This is a genomic window from Streptomyces sp. NRRL F-5126, assembly GCF_000721265.1.
GTDB lineage: Bacteria > Actinomycetota > Actinomycetes > Streptomycetales > Streptomycetaceae > Streptomyces.
Window position 1 is genome coordinate 322,565 of sequence record NZ_JOFZ01000012.1, and the last position, 17,596, is coordinate 340,160.

A 17,596-nucleotide genomic window follows, 5' to 3' on the forward strand; every position below is an offset into this window, starting at 1 on the left:
CGCCCGGGCGGACCACGGCACCTGGCAGGCGGCGGGCGGCGCCGGGACGGGTACTGTTCGACCACATGAGCGCCCTGAATCTCGACGACTTCTCCGATCTGATCGAGCGCCCCGACAGCGGTATGCGGCGGGACGCCGAGGAACGCAGGCAGCGGCAGACCGTCGCGCCCGGGGCGCTCGGGCGCCTGGACGAGCTGGGCGAGTGGCTGTCGGCCGCGCAGCGCCGCGTGCCGGTGAAGGCCGTGTCGCAGCCGCGCGTGGTGGTCTTCGCCGGGGACCACGGCGTGGCCGCGCTCTCCGTCTCGGGCCGCCCCGCCTCCACCGCGCACGCGCTGGTGCGTGCCGCGCTCGACGGCGAGAGCGCGGGGGCGGTGCTGGCGCGCCGCGCCGGCGTGGGGGTGCGCGTCGTGGACGCGGGCCTCGACTGCGACCCGTCGCTGCTGCCCGACGAGGTCGTGCGGCACCGGGTGCGGCGCGGCAGCGGCCGTATCGACGTCGAGGACGCGCTGACCCCGGAGGAGGCCGAGCAGGCCGTGCGGCTCGGGATGCGGATCGCCGACGAGGAGGCCGACTCGGGCACCGACCTCGCGGTGCTCGGCGACCTGAGCGTCGGCGGCACCACGGCGGCGGCGACCCTGATCGCCGCGCTGTGCGGCACGGACGCGTCGGTGGTCACGGGCCGCGGCGGCGTGCGGATCGACGACCTGGCGTGGATGCGCAAGTGCGCGGCGATCCGGGACGCCCTGCGGCGGGCGCGGCCGGTCCTCGGCGACCAGTTGCAGCTGCTCGCGGCGGTGGGCGGCGCGGACCTGGCTGCCACCACCGGGTTCCTGCTGCAGAGCGCGGTGCGCAGGATGCCGGTGATCCTCGACGGCGTGGTCTCCGCGGCCTGCGCGCTGGTGGGCCAGCGGGCGGCGTTCCGCGCCCCGGACTGGTGGCTCGCGGGCCAGACGACGAACGAGCCCGGCCAGGCCAAGGCGCTCGACCGGATGGCGATGACGCCGCTGCTCGAACAGGGCGTCACGGTGGGCGGCGCGACGGGGGCGCTGCTGGCCCTCCCCCTCGTCCAGGCGGCGGCCGCGCTGGCGGCGGAGCTCCCCGAGGCTTCGCACGAGCAGGAGCCGGACGCAGCCGGAGGCCTCCTCGACGCGACGTGACCGACGCGACGTGACCGACGCGGCGTGACCGACGCGGCGGGCCACCAGCTGCCGGAAAGTTGCACCAGTCACCATGGGGACCCGGGCCCCGCGCCGTGGCGAGCGAGGAAGGCCCGGGTCCGCTCAGGCGTCGCCAGAATGCGCCACTGGCGGTCGGGATGGCCGAAGTTGTCGGTGAACTCGCCCGCTGCGCCCGGGTTCTGACTCATCGCCGCCAGGAGCCCGAGCAGGTGGTCGGGAGGCGGCTGGATCATGAGGTTGGTCCAGCGTGCGGCGCCCAGGACGACGTCGGCACGGCGTCGCGCGACCCGCCGGCAGAAGAGTTCGTCCAGGGCGAGATCCTCGCAGATCTCCTCGCCGGTGACCCAGGCGGAGTGGGACGCCGAGTTGGCGCCCTGCCCCGTGATCGGGTCGACCACGGTGTGGGCGTCCCCGATGGCGAGGGCATAACGGCCGTTCGGCAGGCGGGCGTGGTCCGTCCGCACCGTGGGTACGATCCCGCCCTGGAGGAGATCCAGGGGACCGGTGAGGCCGAATCGGCCGGGGTCGACCCGCTGGAAGACGTCCGGGTGGTGCGCGGCGAGCCTGCCGAGCACGGTCCGGGTGAAGAGCGCGGGGTCCTCGTCGTAGGAGATGTCGCCGAGGACGTCCTGTTCGCCACCGGGGATGCTCTCGAAGAGCAGGGCGGTGACATGGCCGTCGCGGGAGAACAGGGGTATTTCGACGAGTTCGCCGTTGCCTGGGGAGATGCTGAGGGTCACACCCTTGGGCTCCGCCGGGTGGACGCCGTGGTAGAGGCCGGCGCAGAGCCTTCGCTGGGGTGCGCGAAACGGACTGTGCGCGTCACGGCGGGGGAAGAGCTCGGTGAAGGCGGAGCGGCCGGCCGCCACGACCACCAGGTCGTGCCGATCCGCGAGGGCGGCGAGGTCTCTCGCTTCGAGGTGGCCCACTCGCAGTTCTCCGCCGTTGTTCTCGTAGGCCTCGGCGAGAGCGGGCAGGTACAGGCGATCGTCGATGGCCGAGGACGGTGCGGTGAAGTCGCCACGGAAGCGCAGCGGCCTGTCCCCTCCCACGTAGTGATGGTGGCAGGTGTAGCCGTACTCCTCGACCGGCCAGAAGTGCACTCCGAGGTCCCTCTCACGACGCAGGGTCGGCGCGTGGTGGGCGACGGTGGCCAGAAGCCTGCTCGACGCGAGGTCCCGGGGGCTGCGGGCGGAGTAGAGGGTGACGGGTATGTCCTGACGACGGAGCAGCAGGCCCAGGTGCAGACCGGCTGTGCCGGCTCCGATGATGCCGATGTGGGGCATGGCGTCCTGTCCTCCCTGTCGCGGGGTACCGCCGACGTGCACGCTCCGAACTGACCGGCCACATGGACGAATTCCGGAGCCGGGTGGGGCACCGGGTCCATCGGGAGGGCGGGACGCCGGCCCGGCCCGGCCGGCGCGTCCACCGGTCGCGGGAGAAGGCCGTCGACCGTTTCGCAGCGGACCTACCCAGTCGACGGCCGGCGCATGTGTGCGCCGCCCACGAATGCCCCGGTCCTGGGAGGCCGACCCTCCGTCACCGCCACAGCCTGCGAGAGCCAAGAGTCGGAGCGGCGGCCGGCACCTGGCGTGCGGGTCACCGCGGAGCGCGACGGAGAACAGGAAGCGCCGCGCGAGCGTCAGCGCGGCGGAACCGCGCCGGGGGGCGATGGGTCCGGGGCGCCGCCGAGCCAGTTCTGGAACGTCCGCCTCGGGCCCGCCCAGCGTGCGTCGTGGTGGTACGCGCGCAGCGTCGCGCGCGCCCGGGCCCTGGGGCGTGCGCGGTAGAAGCGTTTGGCCCAGGGCGAGCCCGGCCGCCCCAGCCTGACGGCGCCGATCAGCGCGACGAGCGGGACCAGCACGCCGATCAGGCCCATCCGCGGCTTCCCCTTGAGGAAGGTGACGATGGCGAACAGGCAGTTGACGACGATCGTCACGATGGCCGTCACGCGGTCCTGCCGCTGCTCCACACTCAGCGAGTCGACACCGAGCGGCGCGAAACCCCCGAGCGCGAGGCCCGCGAGGGCCGCCGCCAGCACGACCACCTCGACGCTCTGCCGGCCCTGTTCCGTCCAGTACACGTCGTCCAGGTGCAGGATCAGCGCGAACTCGTCGAGCACGAGGCCCGCGCCGACGCCGAAGACCACGGCGAACACCGCGGGCGTCGGGCCGCGCGTGCCCGTGCTCACGGCGCCGAAGCCGCCGATCACCGTGAGGATCACGCCGGGCACCACATGGTGGATGTGCATGCCGCCGGGCGTCACGTTGCGGAACGGGCCCCTGCCCGCCCTGATGAGGCGGGTGATCGTGCGGGTCAGCAGGAAGCACACGACGAAGGAGAAGAGCGCGAGCAGCATCGGCAGCTTGCCCGGCTCCACCACATTCTGATGGAACCAGTGACCCATGCCACCCCGCCTCCGGCGACCGATACGAACTGTATGCGTAATTTATCCCGCCTTGCCCTCGCGCGCCCGCGGTTAGGGTGCGGCGGTGGCCGACTCCTCCGCTCCCCCACCGCCCCCGGGCAGTTCGCTCGGCGACGGCGCACGGTTCGCCCTCGGCACCCTGACCGTGCTGCCCGTGCGCGTGACGCGCTGGGACCGCTCGGCCGCGCGCCTCGGCATGCTCACCGCACCGCTCGCGGGGATCGTCGTCGGCGTGGTCGCCGCGGCGGTGGCCACCGCGCTGTGGCTGTGCGGCACGGGCGCGCTGCTCGCGGCCGTCGCAGCGGTCGCCGTGCCCGCCGCCCTCACCCGCGGCCTCCACCTCGACGGGCTCGCCGACACCGCGGACGGGCTCGGCAGCGGCAAGCCGGCCGCGGACGCCCTGCGCGTGATGAAGCAGTCCGACATCGGCCCGTTCGGCGTGATCACGCTGCTGCTCGCGCTGCTCGCCCAGGTCGCCGCCGTGGACAGGCTCTACGAGCACGGCGCGGCACGCGCGGCCGCCGGGATCGCGGTCGCGGCCGTCGCCGCCCGCGTGGTCTTCGTGCTCGGCTGCCGTACCGGCGTGCCCTCCGCGCGGCCCGGCGGCCTCGGCGCGGCCGTCGCGGGGACGGTGTCCACGCGGGCGGCGGCAGCGGCCGTGGCCGTGGTGGCGCTCACCGCGGCCGCGCTCGGGCTCGCCTTCTCCGCCGCCGACGCCGTACGGGACGGCGCGGCGGTCCTGCTGGCCTGCGCCGCCGCGCAGTTGCTCCTTCGCCACTGTGTACGCCGGTTCGGCGGTATCACGGGCGACGTGCTCGGCGCGCTGTGCGAGAGCGCGGCCACGCTGGCCCTCGTCGTACTCGCGATCTCGCCCCGCTGACGAGGGGCCCCGGGTGTCCAGGGGACGAGATTGCTGACGTCAGCGGCGCGCGTAGGCTCAGCCACGGCGTTGTCAGGGCCGGTTCCGCGACGCGCCGGGCAGGTCGGCCCACCACTCGACCGCCAAGGAACTCAACGGAAGCGAGAATTCACCACCGTGACTGCTCTCACTCTCACCACGTCGGGCGCCGCCACACTGCGCGCCGACGTCATCGTCGTGGGCGTCGCCAAGGGCGCCGCAGGACCGGTCGTCGCCACAGGCGCCGAGGCCGTGGACAAGGGGTTCGACGGCAGGCTCGCCGGCGTGCTCGAGACCCTCGGGGCCACCGGCGCCGAGGGTGAGGTGACCAAGCTGCCCGCGCCGTCGGGTTTCAAGTCCCCCGTCGTGCTCGCCGTGGGCCTCGGCCCGGTGCCCGAGAAGGACGAGGCGTACGGCACCGAGTCGCTGCGCCGCGCCGCCGGTGTCGCCGCGCGCGCCCTCACCGGCACCAAGAAGGCCGGCATCGCGCTGCCCGTGGAGGCCGCCGAGGACGTCGCCGCGATCGGCGAGGGGATCCTGCTCGGCTCGTACGCCTTCACCACGTACCGCGACGGTGAGCGCAAGAAGGCGAACGGCGCGAAGGCCGCCACCAAGGACGACGCGGGCAAGCAGCCGCTCGGCGAGGCCGCGCTGCTCGGCGCGAAGCCGCGCGACAAGGCCCACAAGGCCGCCGCGGACCGGGCGATCGCGCTGACGGAGGAGATCAACCGCGCCCGCGACCTGATCAACATCCCCTCCAACGACCTCACCCCCGCCGACTTCGCCGCCATCGCCACCGCCGCGGGCAAGGAGCACGGCATCAAGGTGGAGGTGCTCGACGAGAAGGCGCTCGCCAAGGGCGGCTACGGCGGCCTGATCGGCGTCGGGCAGGGTTCCGTCAACCCGCCCAGGCTGGTGCGCCTCTCCTACACCCCGCGCGGCGCGAAGCAGAACCTCGCGTTCGTCGGCAAGGGCATCACGTACGACTCGGGCGGCATCTCGCTCAAGCCTGCCGGCCACAACGAGACCATGAAGTGCGACATGAGCGGCGCCGCCGCCGTCTTCGCCGCGGTGGTCACGGCCGCCAGGCTCGGCCTGAAGGTCGGCGTGACGGGCTGGCTCGCGCTCGCCGAGAACATGCCGTCGGGGTCGGCCACCCGCCCCGGCGACGTGCTGCGGATGTACAGCGGCAAGACCGTCGAGGTGCTGAACACGGACGCCGAGGGCCGCCTGGTGCTGGCCGACGCCATCACGCGCGCCGCCGAGGAGAAGCCGGACGCGATCGTCGATGTGGCGACGCTGACCGGCGCGATGGTGCTCGCGCTCGGCAACCGCACGTTCGGCGTCATGGCCAACGACGACGCGTTCCGCACGGCGGTGTACGAGATCGCCGGCGAGACCGGCGAGGCCGCCTGGCCGATGCCGCTCCCCGTGGACCTGCGCAAGGGCCTCGACTCGCCGATCGCCGACCTCGCCAACATGGGCGAGCGCATGGGCGGCGGCCTCGTCGCCGGCATCTTCCTGCGCGAGTTCGTGCCGGAGGGCACCACCTGGGCGCACCTGGACATCGCGGGCCCCGCGTTCAACGAGGGCGCGCCGTTCGGCTACACGCCGAAGGGCGGCACCGGCTCCGCCGTGCGCACGCTCGTCTCGCTGGCCGAGCACGCGGCGGCCGGCGACCTCGGCTGACCCGCCGGGCGGCCCGAGCCGCACACGCGGTTCGGGCCGCCCGGCCCTCAGACCCCCCCGCGCCGCCGCGGCGGCCCCGGCCTCGGCACCGCCCGAGCCATCGGGACGGCTTGGCCACCGGCGCGGCCGAGGTCGCCCGAACCGCGCAGGACCGGGCCGAGCCTGCGGAGACCTGATCCGCCGGGCCGCAGCGGACGCCGGAACCGCCGTCGCTACCCGAACGACTGGGACCGCGCGGGTGCCCGGGCCACCAGGGCCGACCGGACAACGGGGCGCCCCGGCCACCCGGCATCGCCGGGGCGCCCACTCCCCCGGACCGCCCGTGCCGCCGAAACGGCTGGACCGCCGGGAGGGCCGGGCCACGGGGACGACCGGGGCAGCCGGGACGCCCCGGGGCGCCGGGACGCCCGGACCTGCCGGCTCGCTTGCGCGTCGCCGGCGCGCCGCCCGTCACCGGGCGGCGCGGCGGCGACGTGACTCCGCTCACCCGCCGCTCCGCAGCGCCGCCCCGCGTCCCGCCGACCGCCGACAAGTGCAAAGATGGGTTCTCGGCAGGACAGGGCCCCCACCACAGGGCCGAAGAGAAGCGGCCGAACACCAGCCGTCCGGACGTGTTACCCGCCCGGCGTACGGCGCACATGCATGGAGGAACGTGACGTGGCGAACGACGCCAGCACCGTTTTCGACCTAGTGATCCTCGGCGGTGGTAGCGGTGGTTACGCCGCGGCCCTGCGCGGGGCGCAGCTGGGCCTGGACGTCGCCCTGATCGAGAAGGGCAAGGTCGGCGGCACCTGCCTGCACAACGGCTGCATCCCCACGAAGGCCCTGCTGCACGCGGGCGAGATCGCCGACCAGGCGCGCGAGTCCGAGCAGTTCGGTGTCAAGGCCACCTTCGAGGGCATCGACATGGCGGCCGTGCACAAGTACAAGGACGACGTGATCGCCGGCCTGCACAAGGGCCTCCAGGGGCTCATCGCGTCCCGCAAGGTGACCTACATCGAGGGTGAGGGGCGCCTGTCCTCCCGCACCTCCGTCGATGTGGACGGCCGCCGCGTCGAGGGCCGCCACATCCTCCTGGCGACCGGGTCCGTGCCGAAGTCGCTGCCCGGCCTGGAGATCGACGGCGACCGCGTCATCTCCTCGGACCACGCGCTGTCGCTCGACCGCGTGCCGAAGTCCGCGATCATCCTCGGCGGCGGCGTCATCGGCGTCGAGTTCGCGTCCGCGTGGAAGTCGTTCGGCACCGACGTGACGATCGTCGAGGGCCTCAAGCACCTCGTGCCCGTCGAGGACGAGAACAGCTCGAAGCTGCTGGAGCGCGCCTTCCGCAAGCGCGGCATCAAGTTCAACCTCGGCACGTTCTTCGAGAAGGCCGAGTACACGCAGGACGGCGTGCGCGTGACGCTGGCCGACGGCAAGACCTTCGAGGGCGAGGTGCTGCTGGTCGCGATCGGCCGCGGCCCGGTCTCGCAGGGCCTCGGCTACGAGGAGCAGGGCGTCGCCATGGACCGCGGCTACATCCTGGTCGACGAGTACATGCGCACGAACATCGAAACGATCTCCGCCGTCGGGGACCTCGTGCCCACCCTCCAGCTCGCCCACGTCGGCTTCGCCGAGGGCATCCTGGTGGCGGAGCGCCTGGCCGGCGTCAAGACCGTGCCGATCGACTACGACGGCGTGCCGCGGGTGACGTACTGCCACCCCGAGGTCGCCTCCGTCGGCATCACCGAGGCCAAGGCCAAGGAGATCTACGGTGCGGACAAGGTCGTCGCCCTCAAGTACAACCTGGCGGGCAACGGCCGGAGCAAGATCCTCAAGACCGCGGGCGAGGTCAAGCTCGTCCAGGTCAAGGACGGTGCGGTGGTCGGCGTCCACATGGTCGGTGACCGTATGGGCGAGCAGGTCGGCGAAGCACAGCTGATCTACAACTGGGAGGCGCTGCCGGCCGAGGTCGCGCAGCTCATCCACGCCCACCCGACCCAGAGCGAAGCGCTCGGCGAGGCCCACCTCGCGCTGGCGGGCAAGCCCCTGCACGCCCACGACTGACTCGTCAGTCCGCGAGACGAGACCACTACCGCACTTCCCGATAGGAGCAAGAGAAACCATGGCGGTTTCCGTAACCCTGCCGGCGCTCGGCGAGAGCGTCACCGAGGGCACAGTCACCCGCTGGCTCAAGGCCGAGGGTGAGCGGGTGGAGGCCGACGAGCCCCTGCTCGAAGTCTCCACCGACAAGGTCGACACCGAGATCCCCGCCCCCGCGTCGGGCGTCCTCTCGTCGATCAGGGTCGCCGAGGACGAGACCGTCGAGGTGGGCGCCGAGCTGGCCCTCATCGACGACGGCTCGGGCGCGCCGGCCGCGCAGGAGGCCCCGGCGGCCGAGCCGGCGCAGGCTCCGCAGCCGGCTGCGGAGGCTCAGGCGCCGGAGGCGCCGAGCGCGCCGAGCGCTCCGACGGCGCAGGCCGCCTCCGGCGCGAGCGGCGCCGAGGGCACCGACGTCGTCCTGCCGGCGCTCGGCGAGAGCGTCACCGAGGGCACCGTCACCCGCTGGCTCAAGGAGGTCGGCGAGTCCGTCGAGGAGGACGAGCCGCTGCTCGAGGTCTCCACCGACAAGGTCGACACCGAGATCCCCGCGCCCACCGCGGGCGTCCTGCTGGAGATCGTGGTCGGCGAGGACGAGACGGCCGAGGTCGGCGCGAAGCTCGCCGTCATCGGCGCTCCCGGTGCCGCGCCCCAGCAGCAGGCGGCCCCGGCCGCCGCCCCGGCGCAGCCCGCCCAGCAGGAGGCCCCGGCGCCGGCTCCTGCCCCCGCCCCTCAGCAGGCCCCGGCCCCTGCCCCTGCCCCTGTGGCACAGGCCCCGGCCGCGCCCGCCCCGGCGCCGTCGGCGCCCGCCCCGACCCCGGCCCCGGCCGCCACCCCGGCGAACGGCGCCACGGACGACGGCGCGTACGTCACGCCGCTGGTCCGCAAGCTCGCCGCCGAGAACGGCGTGGACCTCTCCTCGGTGAAGGGCTCCGGCGTCGGCGGCCGGATCCGCAAGCAGGACGTCGTCGCCGCCGCGGAGGCCGCCAAGGCCGCCGCGACCCCGGCGCCGGCGGCCGCCCCCGCCGCTCCGGCCGCCGGAAGGGCGCCGAGGCTCGAGGCGTCCCCGCTGCGCGGCCAGACGGTGAAGATGACCCGCATGCGCAAGGTCATCGGCGACAACATGATGAAGGCGCTGCACGGCCAGGCCCAGCTGACCACCGTGGTCGAGGTGGACGTCACCAGGCTGATGCGCCTGCGCGCGCAGGCGAAGGACGCCTTCGGCGCCCGCGAGGGCGTGAAGCTGTCCCCGATGCCCTTCTTCGTGAAGGCCGCCGCCCAGGCGCTGAAGGCCCACCCGGTCGTCAACGCGCGCATCAACGAGGACGAGGGCACGGTCACCTACTTCGACACCGAGAACATCGGTATCGCGGTGGACTCCGAGAAGGGCCTGATGACCCCGGTCATCAAGGGTGCGGGCGACCTCAACCTCGCCGGCATCGCCAAGAAGACGGCGGAGCTCGCCGGCGCCGTGCGCGCCTCGAAGATCACGCCCGACGACCTGGCGGGCGCGACGTTCACGATCTCCAACACCGGTTCGCGCGGTGCGCTGTTCGACACGATCATCGTGCCGCCGAACCAGGTCGGTATTCTCGGCATCGGTGCGACCGTCAAGCGCCCCGTGGTGATCAACCACCCGGAGCTCGGCGAGACCATCGCGATCCGCGACATGACGTACGTGGCGCTCTCCTACGACCACCGTCTGGTGGACGGCGCCGACGCGGCACGCTACCTGGGGGCCGTCAAGGCGTTCCTGGAGGCCGGCGAGTTCGAGGTCGACCTGGGTCTGTGAGGCCTTCCCTCGCAACCCGCGCAGTAACGGCCGTGCGGTAACGGCCGGATCCGGTACGGCAACGACGCCCCTGTCGGGATACTTCGTCCCGGCGGGGGCGTCGCCGTACCGCCGTCGCCTATCGTCAACAGCGCCGGTACCGCCCGGGCGGTACCGGCGGCCGGTCCGCCAGGAGGAGCTTTCCATGACCCCGCCCGTCGTCCACTCGCTGCGCGAGCAGATCCGCGAGCACATCGTGGAGGGGATAGTCAGTGGGCGCTGGCAGCCGGGCGAGCGGATCGTCGAGCGGCGGATCGCGACCGAGCTACAGGTCAGCCAGACGCCGGTGCGTGAAGCGCTGCGCGAGCTCGAGAGCCTGCGGCTGATCGAGTCGGCCCCCAACAAGGGCGTGCGCGTGCGCAACCTGTCGGCTGCCGACCTGGAGGAGAGCTACCCGGTCAGGGCGGGCCTTGAGCAGATCGCGGCCGAGCTGGCGGCCGAGCGGCTCGCGGAGGACTGCTCGGCGCTGGAACCGCACGTCGCGGCGTTGTACGAGGCGGACACGGCGAACGACGGCACGGGGCAGGTGCTGCACACGGTGGGGTTCCACCGGGAGCTGGTGCGCGCGGCGGGCAACAGCGTGCTGCTGCACACCTGGGAGGGGCTCGGGATCGAGGTGTTCACCGCGCTCTCGATCCGCTGGCTCGGCACCGTCCAGCAGTCGTACGCGGAGGAGCACCAGGAGCTGGTGGAGGCATTCAGGCGCCGCGACCCGAACATCGGGCCGATGGTGAAGGTGCACGTGCTGGGTTGCGCGCCGCGCCCCGGCAGCGGTCCGCGACGCGCGTGATGCCACTGCCCGGAATGCGGCTTTGATCAGGGAAAACGGCTTATCGGTGCCGTCACTGCGTGCCGTTTCCGCTGGCACCGAATGCCAATTTCTTCGGATCGTCCAACTTTCTCCCATCACCCCTTTGATCGATCATCGATCAGCGATTTACAGTGGAAGGTGGCTGAACCACAGCCCACCGCCCTGTCCTGCCAGACAAGGCCCCTATCTCCACCCCCTCCTGTGTTTGGAAGGCGGCGACCATGCCCGACCCCGTAGGCAAGCTTCCGAGCGAGCTCGACCAGCTCCCGGACCGTGACGCCGAGGAGACCGCAGAATGGGCGGCCTCCATCGACGCCGTCACCGAGCATGCGGGCCCCCACCGTGCGGCCTACCTGCTGCGCAGGACACTCGAGCACGCCGGTGCCTCCGGGGTGTCGCTGCCCGGGCTCCTGGAGAGCGACTACGTCAACACCATCCCCACCGCCGCCGAGCCGGAGTTCCCCGGTGACGAGGCGATGGAGTCCCGTATCACCGCCTGGAACCGCTGGAACGCGGCTGCCATGGTCACCCGCGGCTCCAAGCTGGGCCTCGGCGGCCACATCGCCACGTACGCCTCGGTGGCGTGGCTGTACGAGACCGGCTTCGAGCACTTCTTCCGCGGCAAGGACGGCGACGGCAGCGGCGACCAGCTCTACCTTCAGGGCCACGCCTCCCCCGGCATCTACGCCCGTGCCTTCCTCGACGGCCGCCTGAGCGCCGAGCAGCTCGACCGCTTCCGCCAGGAGGCGGGCGGCGACGGCCTCCCCTCCTACCCGCACCCGCGCCGGCTGCCCTGGCTGTGGGAGTTCCCGACCGTCTCCATGGGCATCGGCCCGATCTCCGCGATCTACCAGGCGCGGTTCAACCGCTACCTGAACGACCGCGGCATCAAGGACACCTCGAACTCGCACGTCTGGGCGTTCCTCGGCGACGGCGAGATGGACGAGCCCGAGTCGACGGCGTCCCTCGCGCTCGCCTCCCGCGAGGGCCTGGACAACCTGACGTTCGTCATCAACTGCAACCTGCAGCGCCTCGACGGCCCGGTCCGCCCGAACTTCAAGATCGTGAGCGAGCTTGAGGCCCAGTTCCGCGGCGCCGGCTGGAACGTCATCAAGACCCTCTGGGGCCAGGCGTGGGACTCCGTGCTCGCACAGGACGCCGACGGCTCGCTCGTGCGCCGCCTCGGCGAGACCCCGGACGCCCAGTTCCAGACGTACGCGACGCGCGACGCCGCCTACATCCGCGAGCACTTCTTCGCCGACGAGTCGCTGCGCCGCATCGCGCAGGGCCTGAGCGACGCCAAGCTGCTGGAACTGTTCCAGAACTCGCGCGGCGGCCACGAGCCCCGCAAGGTGTACGCGGCGTACAAGGCGGCGATCGAGCACAAGGGCGCGCCGACGGTCATCCTGGCCCAGACGATCAAGGGCCACACGCTCGGCTCCGGCTTCGAGTCGCGCAACGCGAACCACCAGATGAAGAAGCTCTCGGGCGCCGAGTTCCGCACCATGCGCGACCTGCTCGAACTGCCGATCCCCGACTCCGCCCTGACCGGCGACCTCGTGCCGTACTGGCACCCCGGCGAGGACTCGCCCGAGGTCCAGTACCTGCGCGAGCGGCGCGCCGCGCTCGGCGGCCTCGCCCCGGCACGCAAGGTCGCGGCCAAACCGCTGCCCGCGCCGGCCGAGAAGCCGTTCGACTCGCTGAAGAAGGGCTCCGGCACGCAGGAGATCGCCACCACCATGGCGTTCGTCCGCCTGGTCAAGGACCTCATGCGGGACAAGGAGACCGGCAAGCGCTGGGTCCCCGTCGTCCCCGACGAGGCCCGCACGTTCGGTATGGAGTCGCTGTTCCCCTCGGCGGGCCTGTACTCGCCGAAGGGCCAGACGTACGACCCGGTCGACCGCGACCAGCTCCTGTACTACAGGGAGGCGAAGAACGGCCAGATCCTCAACGAGGGCATCACCGAGGCCGGGTCGCTCGCGGACTTCACCGCCGCCGCCACGTCGTACGCGACGCACGGCGAGCCGATGATCCCGTTCTACATCTTCTACTCGATGTTCGGCTTCCAGCGCACGGGCGACCAGTTCTGGGCGCTCGCCGACCAGCTGGGCCGCGGCTTCGTCGTCGGCGCGACGGCGGGCAAGACGACGATGACGGGCGAGGGCCTGCAGCACGCGGACGGCCACTCGCACCTGATCGCCTCCACCAACCCGGCGGTGGTCGCTTACGACCCGGCGTTCGCCTTCGAGGTCGCGGTCATCGTCAAGGAGGGCCTGCGGCGGATGTACGGCCCCGAGGCCGAGAACGTCTTCTACTACCTGACGGTCTACAACGAGCCGAAGGTGCAGCCGGCGATGCCCGAGGGCGTCGACGAGGAGTCCGTGCTCAAGGGCCTGTACCGCTACCGTGCGGCCGACCTGACGGCCGCCGAGGCGCCGAAGATCCAGCTGATGGCCTCCGGCACGGCGATCCACTGGGTGCTCGACGCGCAGAAGATCCTCGCCGACGAGTGGGGCGTATCGGCCGACGTGTGGTCGGCGCCGTCCTGGACGGAGCTGCGGCGCGACGCGCTGGAGGCCGACGAGGCGCTGCTGCGCGGCGAGGAGCGCGTGCCGTACGTCACGCGCGCCCTGTCGGGTGCGCAGGGCCCGGTGCTCGCGGTCAGCGACTGGATGCGGCAGGTGCCGGACCAGATCAGCCAGTGGGTCGAGCAGGACTGGTCGTCGCTCGGCACGGACGGCTTCGGCCTCTCCGACACGCGTGACGCGGCCCGCAGGCACTTCGGCGTCGACCCGCAGTCGGTCGTCGTGGCGGCGCTCGCGCAGCTCGCGCGGCGCGGCGAGGTGAAGCCGCAGCGCGTGGCGGAGGCCCGCGAGCGCTACGGTCTCTGACCCGGCTGATCGGAATCCCTGCCGGGGAACTGCGCACGGAGTGTGCACAGTTCCTCGACAGGGATTCCTGTACGTGAGGGTACGTGTGCACTGCATGATGGGTTCATGCGCGCTGCCCGCCTGATCAAGATGGTGCTCCTGCTCCAGTCCAGACCCTTGATGACCGCCGCCCAGCTGGCCGGGGAGCTCGACGTCTCCGAGCGGACGATCACGCGCGACGCGCAGGCGCTGTCGGAGGCGGGTGTCCCGGTCTACGCGGACAGGGGCAGGAGCGGCGGGTACCGGCTGGTCGGCGGCTACCGCACGGGCCTGACGGGCCTCGCGCGCGGCGAGGCGGAGGCGCTGTTCCTCTCGGGCGTGCCGGGCGCGCTGCGCGAGCTGGGCCTCGCGGACGCGGCGTCGGCGGCGCGGCTCAAGGTCGCGGCGGCGCTGATGCCGTCGCTGCGCGACACCCCGGAGGCGGTCGCACGCCGGTTCCACCTGGACGCGCCCGGCTGGTACCGGGAGCCGCAGACGCCGGAGCTGCTGCCGGTACTGGCGGAGGCGGTGTGGGCCGACCGGCTGATCTCGGCGGTGTACGCCCGCCCGGGCGGCGGCGACACCCCGGCGGCGGAGCGGGAGCTCGCACCGTACGGCCTGGTCCTGAAGGCAGGGGTCTGGTACGCGTGCGCGGCGGCGACGGGCAGCGGCGGCGACGCGAAGTTCCGCGTCTACAGGATCGACCGCTTCGTCTCGGCCGCCCTCCTGGAGGAACGTTTCCGCAGAGACCCGGATTTCGAGCTGGCGCCGTTCTGGCAGGAGCGGTCGGCGGAGTTCGCGCGCTCGCTGCTGCGCTACGAGGTGACGCTGCGCCTGACGAAGGCGGGGGCGGCCCGCCTTCCGCACGTGACGGACAGGGCGTCGGCCGAGGAGTCGCTCGCGGCGACCCCGGCGCAGGACGCGGAGGGCAGGCTCACGGTCACGCTGGCGATGGAGTCGGAGGACGTCGCGTTCGGCCAGCTACTGGGCCTCGCGGCGGAGGCGGAGGTCCTGGCACCGGATGCCCTGCGGGCGCGCTTCGCGGAGGCGGCGCGCGCCCTGACGGGGCTGTACGGCTAGAGCCGGCGCGGGTCTGCCGGGTCAGACGCAGTCGCTGCCCGGCGCAGGGTCACCGAGCCATCGGCCGAACCACGCGCGGGTGCGCCGGAGGACGTCGATCCGGTGGTTGCGCTCCATGATCAGGTGCCCCTCGCGGGGGTAGACGACGAACTCGTGCTCGACGCCGAATCGGCACAGCGCACGGTGGAAGAACGTTGCCTGGCCGAGTGGCACGTTCGTGTCCTCCTCGCCGTGCAGGATCAGCACCGGAGTGGAGACCTTCGACGCGAACGACACCGGGCTGAGCCGGTCGTGGACGTGCGGGCCCGGGCCCTCCCAGCCGATACTGCCGCCGAGTCCGGATTCCAGGACCCCCTCCTCGCCGGTGGCCGCTTGCATGCCCCAGTCGCTGATCCCGGCGCCCATCAGCGCGGCCTTGAAGCGGTCGGTCTGCCCCACCGCCCACGCGGCCATGAACCCGCCATGGCTCCAGCCGTCGATCCCGAGCCGGTCCGGGTCGGCGACCCCGTCGGCGATCAGCAGGTCGATCCCGGTGAGGATGTCGGTCCATTCCTCAAGGCCGACCCTGCCCGCGACCGCCGCCGCGAACGCGTGGCCGTGTCCCTGACCGCCCCGCGGATTGGGCAGGAAGACCGCGTATCCCGCGGTCGCAAGCCACTGCGGGGCGAACCAGGTGGTGTTCAGGTCGTCGCAGTACCGGTCGTAGGGGCCGCCGTGCACCAGGGTGATGAGCGGGAACGGGCCGTCCTGCCGGCGCGTGCCGGGCGGCAGGATCAGCAGCCCGTCCAGGTCCAGGCCGTCGCCGGCCTTGTAGGCGAGGCGCTCCTGGCTGCCCCACCTGATCCGGCGCAGATCCGGCCTGGTGTCGCTGAGCCGGACCAGCCGGCCGCCGGGAGGCCCGCAGTGCACTTCTCCCGGCTCGTAGGCCGTGCTCGCCAGCGCGGCGACCGCCTCACCCGAGCCGTCGGCTGTGAGTGAGTCGACGCGGCCGTCCCGCGTGGACACACGCCGGAAGCACGGCACCTCGGGGTCGAGCCGGTAGATGGCGGTGTCGAGTCCGTCGGCGAACAGCGCCAACGGCATCCCGTTCCCGACCTGCACCAGCTCGGCCGGGCAGACGTCCATGCCCGCGGTCAGGTTGCGGTGCTCCCGCTTCCCCGCAGCGGCGCCCGGCTCGGGCACGGCGACGTCGAAAACGGCGAGCCCGCCGACCAGGCCAGGCGGGGTCATCGCCAGGTAAGCCACCCGCCAGGCATCGCGGGCCCTCCACCAGATCGGCGAGCAGGCCCCGAGCTCCACCTGCCCCAGATCGAGAAACGCTCCCGTGGCGGGGTCGACCACGTGCAACTCGGCGGTGAACGTGCCGGGATCGAACTCCGGGCAGGACCAGCTGATGACCGCCAGGCTGCCACCGTCCGGTCGCTGGACCACGTCAATGATGTGCCTGTCGCCGAGCGCCGCGATCACACACAGCTCACGCGTGCCCAGGTGCAGGAGGCGCAACCGGACAGGGACAGCCCCTGCTCCCCATACGATCGCGTCGTCGCCCTCGGCCTCCCGGCGCTCGTCCCGCTCGCTCGGCTCGTCGGCGGCGATCACGGCGACCGTCCCGCCGTCGGCGAGCGGCCAGTGGTCCACGATCCCGCCCCGCCAGGCGGTCAGGGTCTCGCACTGGCTACCGTCGAGCCCGACGCGGTGCAGCTGCCCCTCCGACCGGAAGAAGAGCGACGCCGAGTCCGGCGCCCACCTGGGCACGCCCTCGCACGCGGTAATCCCGGCCAGTTCCCGGGGAGACGAGGCGCCATCAGCGGCGGCGACCCACAGTGAACGTGCCGGGTGCGGACCCCGACCGGGTAAGGCCACCACGTAGGCGACCCAGACGCCGTCCGGGGAGATCACCGGGGATCGCGGCTTCGCGCTGTCCACGAGGAGCTCGGCAGTCAACTCCGGTACGTCTTCACTCATCCGCAACGCCCACCCATTCCGTGACCAGGGATACCCGCGCATCCTGTGCCTTCGGCGTGCCGCCTGTCCGGTGAATACCGGATCTCCGTCGGCCGAGACCCGGGCCCGCCCCGCCTGGCGGGTCCGCACTCGACCTGGCCCGCTGTGCGAGGAGCAGTCGAGAACCGCCGTGCCGGGGCTCGATGGGGCCCCGGCACGACGGGCCTTGACTAGATGCCGAACGGTGCGGCGTAGTGAACCGTGCCGCTTGGCAGCGGGTGGCCCGCGTCGAGGGTGAGGGCCATCATGGCCTCGTCCGGGACGTCGATGCTGAGCCCGATGCCGTGCTGGGAGGCGCGGGTGAAGCCGAACCGCGGGTAGTACGCCGGGTGTCCGAGGACGGTGACGAAGTGCTCGCCCAGCTCCTTGGCAGCCCGCAACGAGGCGCGGACAGCCGCGGATCCTGCGCCGGTCTTCTGGTACTCGGGCAGGACGGCGACGGGGCCCAGGCACAGGGCCGGCGTGTCGCCGATGTGGCAGCGGGTCAGCAGCGCGTGGCCGATGAGCCTGCCGTCGTGGTCGGTGGCGACGATGGACAGCCCGTTGACCCACGAGGGGTCGGCGCGCAGGGCGTCGATGAGGTCGGCCTCCAACGGAGTGTCGAACGCGGCGAGGGTGATGTCGCGGATGGTGGAGATGTCGGCGCTGGTCTCAGCGCGCGTGATCCAGTTGATGCTCACGATGGATGG

Annotated in this window: 12 protein-coding genes; 8 read left to right on the top strand and 4 right to left on the bottom strand. The window is 72.7% G+C overall.

What is annotated here, in order from left to right:
- Positions 1 to 65: 65 nt before the first annotated feature.
- Entirely contained in the window at positions 66 to 1,157 is a 1,092-nt protein-coding gene (locus IH48_RS0126240) for a nicotinate-nucleotide--dimethylbenzimidazole phosphoribosyltransferase (RefSeq protein ID WP_051840588.1), read from the top strand.
- Positions 1,158 to 1,225: 68 nt separating this feature from the next.
- Here IH48_RS0126240 and IH48_RS0126245 read toward each other — a convergent pair whose 3' ends face one another.
- Positions 1,226 to 2,464, bottom strand: a complete 1,239-nt coding sequence (locus tag IH48_RS0126245; protein WP_030909609.1) for a styrene monooxygenase/indole monooxygenase family protein — start codon at positions 2,462 to 2,464, stop codon at positions 1,226 to 1,228.
- A 356-nt stretch (positions 2,465 to 2,820) separates the two neighbouring features.
- Positions 2,821 to 3,585, bottom strand: coding sequence for a hypothetical protein (locus IH48_RS0126250; protein WP_030909612.1), 765 nt, complete (start codon positions 3,583 to 3,585; stop codon positions 2,821 to 2,823).
- Between the two features lie 85 nt (positions 3,586 to 3,670).
- On the opposite strand from IH48_RS0126250, the gene IH48_RS0126255 reads away from it, so the two are divergent.
- From IH48_RS0126255 to IH48_RS0126285, 7 genes are all read left to right on the top strand, one after another.
- Entirely contained in the window at positions 3,671 to 4,486 is an 816-nt protein-coding gene (locus IH48_RS0126255; protein ID WP_030909616.1) for an adenosylcobinamide-GDP ribazoletransferase, read from the top strand.
- 156 nt (positions 4,487 to 4,642) lie between these two features.
- Complete coding sequence (locus IH48_RS0126260) at positions 4,643 to 6,193, top strand: leucyl aminopeptidase (protein ID WP_030909619.1); 1,551 nt, start codon at positions 4,643 to 4,645, stop codon at positions 6,191 to 6,193.
- Between the two features lie 657 nt (positions 6,194 to 6,850).
- Positions 6,851 to 8,239: a dihydrolipoyl dehydrogenase gene (lpdA, locus tag IH48_RS0126265; RefSeq protein WP_030909622.1), complete on the top strand. Its 1,389-nt coding sequence runs from the start codon at positions 6,851 to 6,853 to the stop codon at positions 8,237 to 8,239.
- Positions 8,240 to 8,297: 58 nt separating this feature from the next.
- Complete coding sequence (gene sucB, locus IH48_RS0126270) at positions 8,298 to 10,064, top strand: 2-oxoglutarate dehydrogenase, E2 component, dihydrolipoamide succinyltransferase (protein ID WP_030909625.1); 1,767 nt, start codon at positions 8,298 to 8,300, stop codon at positions 10,062 to 10,064.
- Between the two features lie 184 nt (positions 10,065 to 10,248).
- Complete coding sequence (locus IH48_RS0126275) at positions 10,249 to 10,893, top strand: GntR family transcriptional regulator (protein ID WP_030909628.1); 645 nt, start codon at positions 10,249 to 10,251, stop codon at positions 10,891 to 10,893.
- 242 nt (positions 10,894 to 11,135) lie between these two features.
- Positions 11,136 to 13,805: a pyruvate dehydrogenase (acetyl-transferring), homodimeric type gene (gene aceE / locus IH48_RS0126280; RefSeq protein WP_030909631.1), complete on the top strand. Its 2,670-nt coding sequence runs from the start codon at positions 11,136 to 11,138 to the stop codon at positions 13,803 to 13,805.
- Between the two features lie 105 nt (positions 13,806 to 13,910).
- On the top strand, positions 13,911 to 14,903 hold the full coding sequence (locus IH48_RS0126285) for a helix-turn-helix transcriptional regulator (protein ID WP_030909634.1): 993 nt from the start codon (positions 13,911 to 13,913) through the stop codon (positions 14,901 to 14,903).
- 21 nt (positions 14,904 to 14,924) lie between these two features.
- On the opposite strand, the gene IH48_RS0126290 is transcribed toward IH48_RS0126285, so the two are convergent.
- Together IH48_RS0126290 and IH48_RS0126295 are read right to left on the bottom strand one after the other, a co-directional pair.
- Positions 14,925 to 16,868 carry a S9 family peptidase gene (locus tag IH48_RS0126290; protein ID WP_030909637.1) on the bottom strand — a complete coding sequence of 648 codons (1,944 nt, stop codon included), beginning with the start codon at positions 16,866 to 16,868 and terminating at the stop codon, positions 14,925 to 14,927.
- 209 nt (positions 16,869 to 17,077) lie between these two features.
- Positions 17,078 to 17,587 (bottom strand): GNAT family N-acetyltransferase, encoded by a 510-nt coding sequence (locus IH48_RS0126295; protein ID WP_030909640.1) that lies wholly within the window; start codon positions 17,585 to 17,587, stop codon positions 17,078 to 17,080.
- Positions 17,588 to 17,596: the final 9 nt, after the last annotated feature.

Coding starts and splice junctions, on each gene's coding strand:
- IH48_RS0126245 (WP_030909609.1), bottom strand. CDS start 2,464: ATGCCCCACATCGGCATCATCGGAGCCGGCACAGCCGGTCTGCACCTG.
- IH48_RS0126285 (WP_030909634.1), top strand. CDS start 13,911: ATGCGCGCTGCCCGCCTGATCAAGATGGTGCTCCTGCTCCAGTCCAGA.
- aceE (WP_030909631.1), top strand. CDS start 11,136: ATGCCCGACCCCGTAGGCAAGCTTCCGAGCGAGCTCGACCAGCTCCCG.
- IH48_RS0126275 (WP_030909628.1), top strand. CDS start 10,249: ATGACCCCGCCCGTCGTCCACTCGCTGCGCGAGCAGATCCGCGAGCAC.
- IH48_RS0126250 (WP_030909612.1), bottom strand. CDS start 3,585: ATGGGTCACTGGTTCCATCAGAATGTGGTGGAGCCGGGCAAGCTGCCG.
- IH48_RS0126290 (WP_030909637.1), bottom strand. CDS start 16,868: ATGAGTGAAGACGTACCGGAGTTGACTGCCGAGCTCCTCGTGGACAGC.
- sucB (WP_030909625.1), top strand. CDS start 8,298: ATGGCGGTTTCCGTAACCCTGCCGGCGCTCGGCGAGAGCGTCACCGAG.
- IH48_RS0126240 (WP_051840588.1), top strand. CDS start 66: ATGAGCGCCCTGAATCTCGACGACTTCTCCGATCTGATCGAGCGCCCC.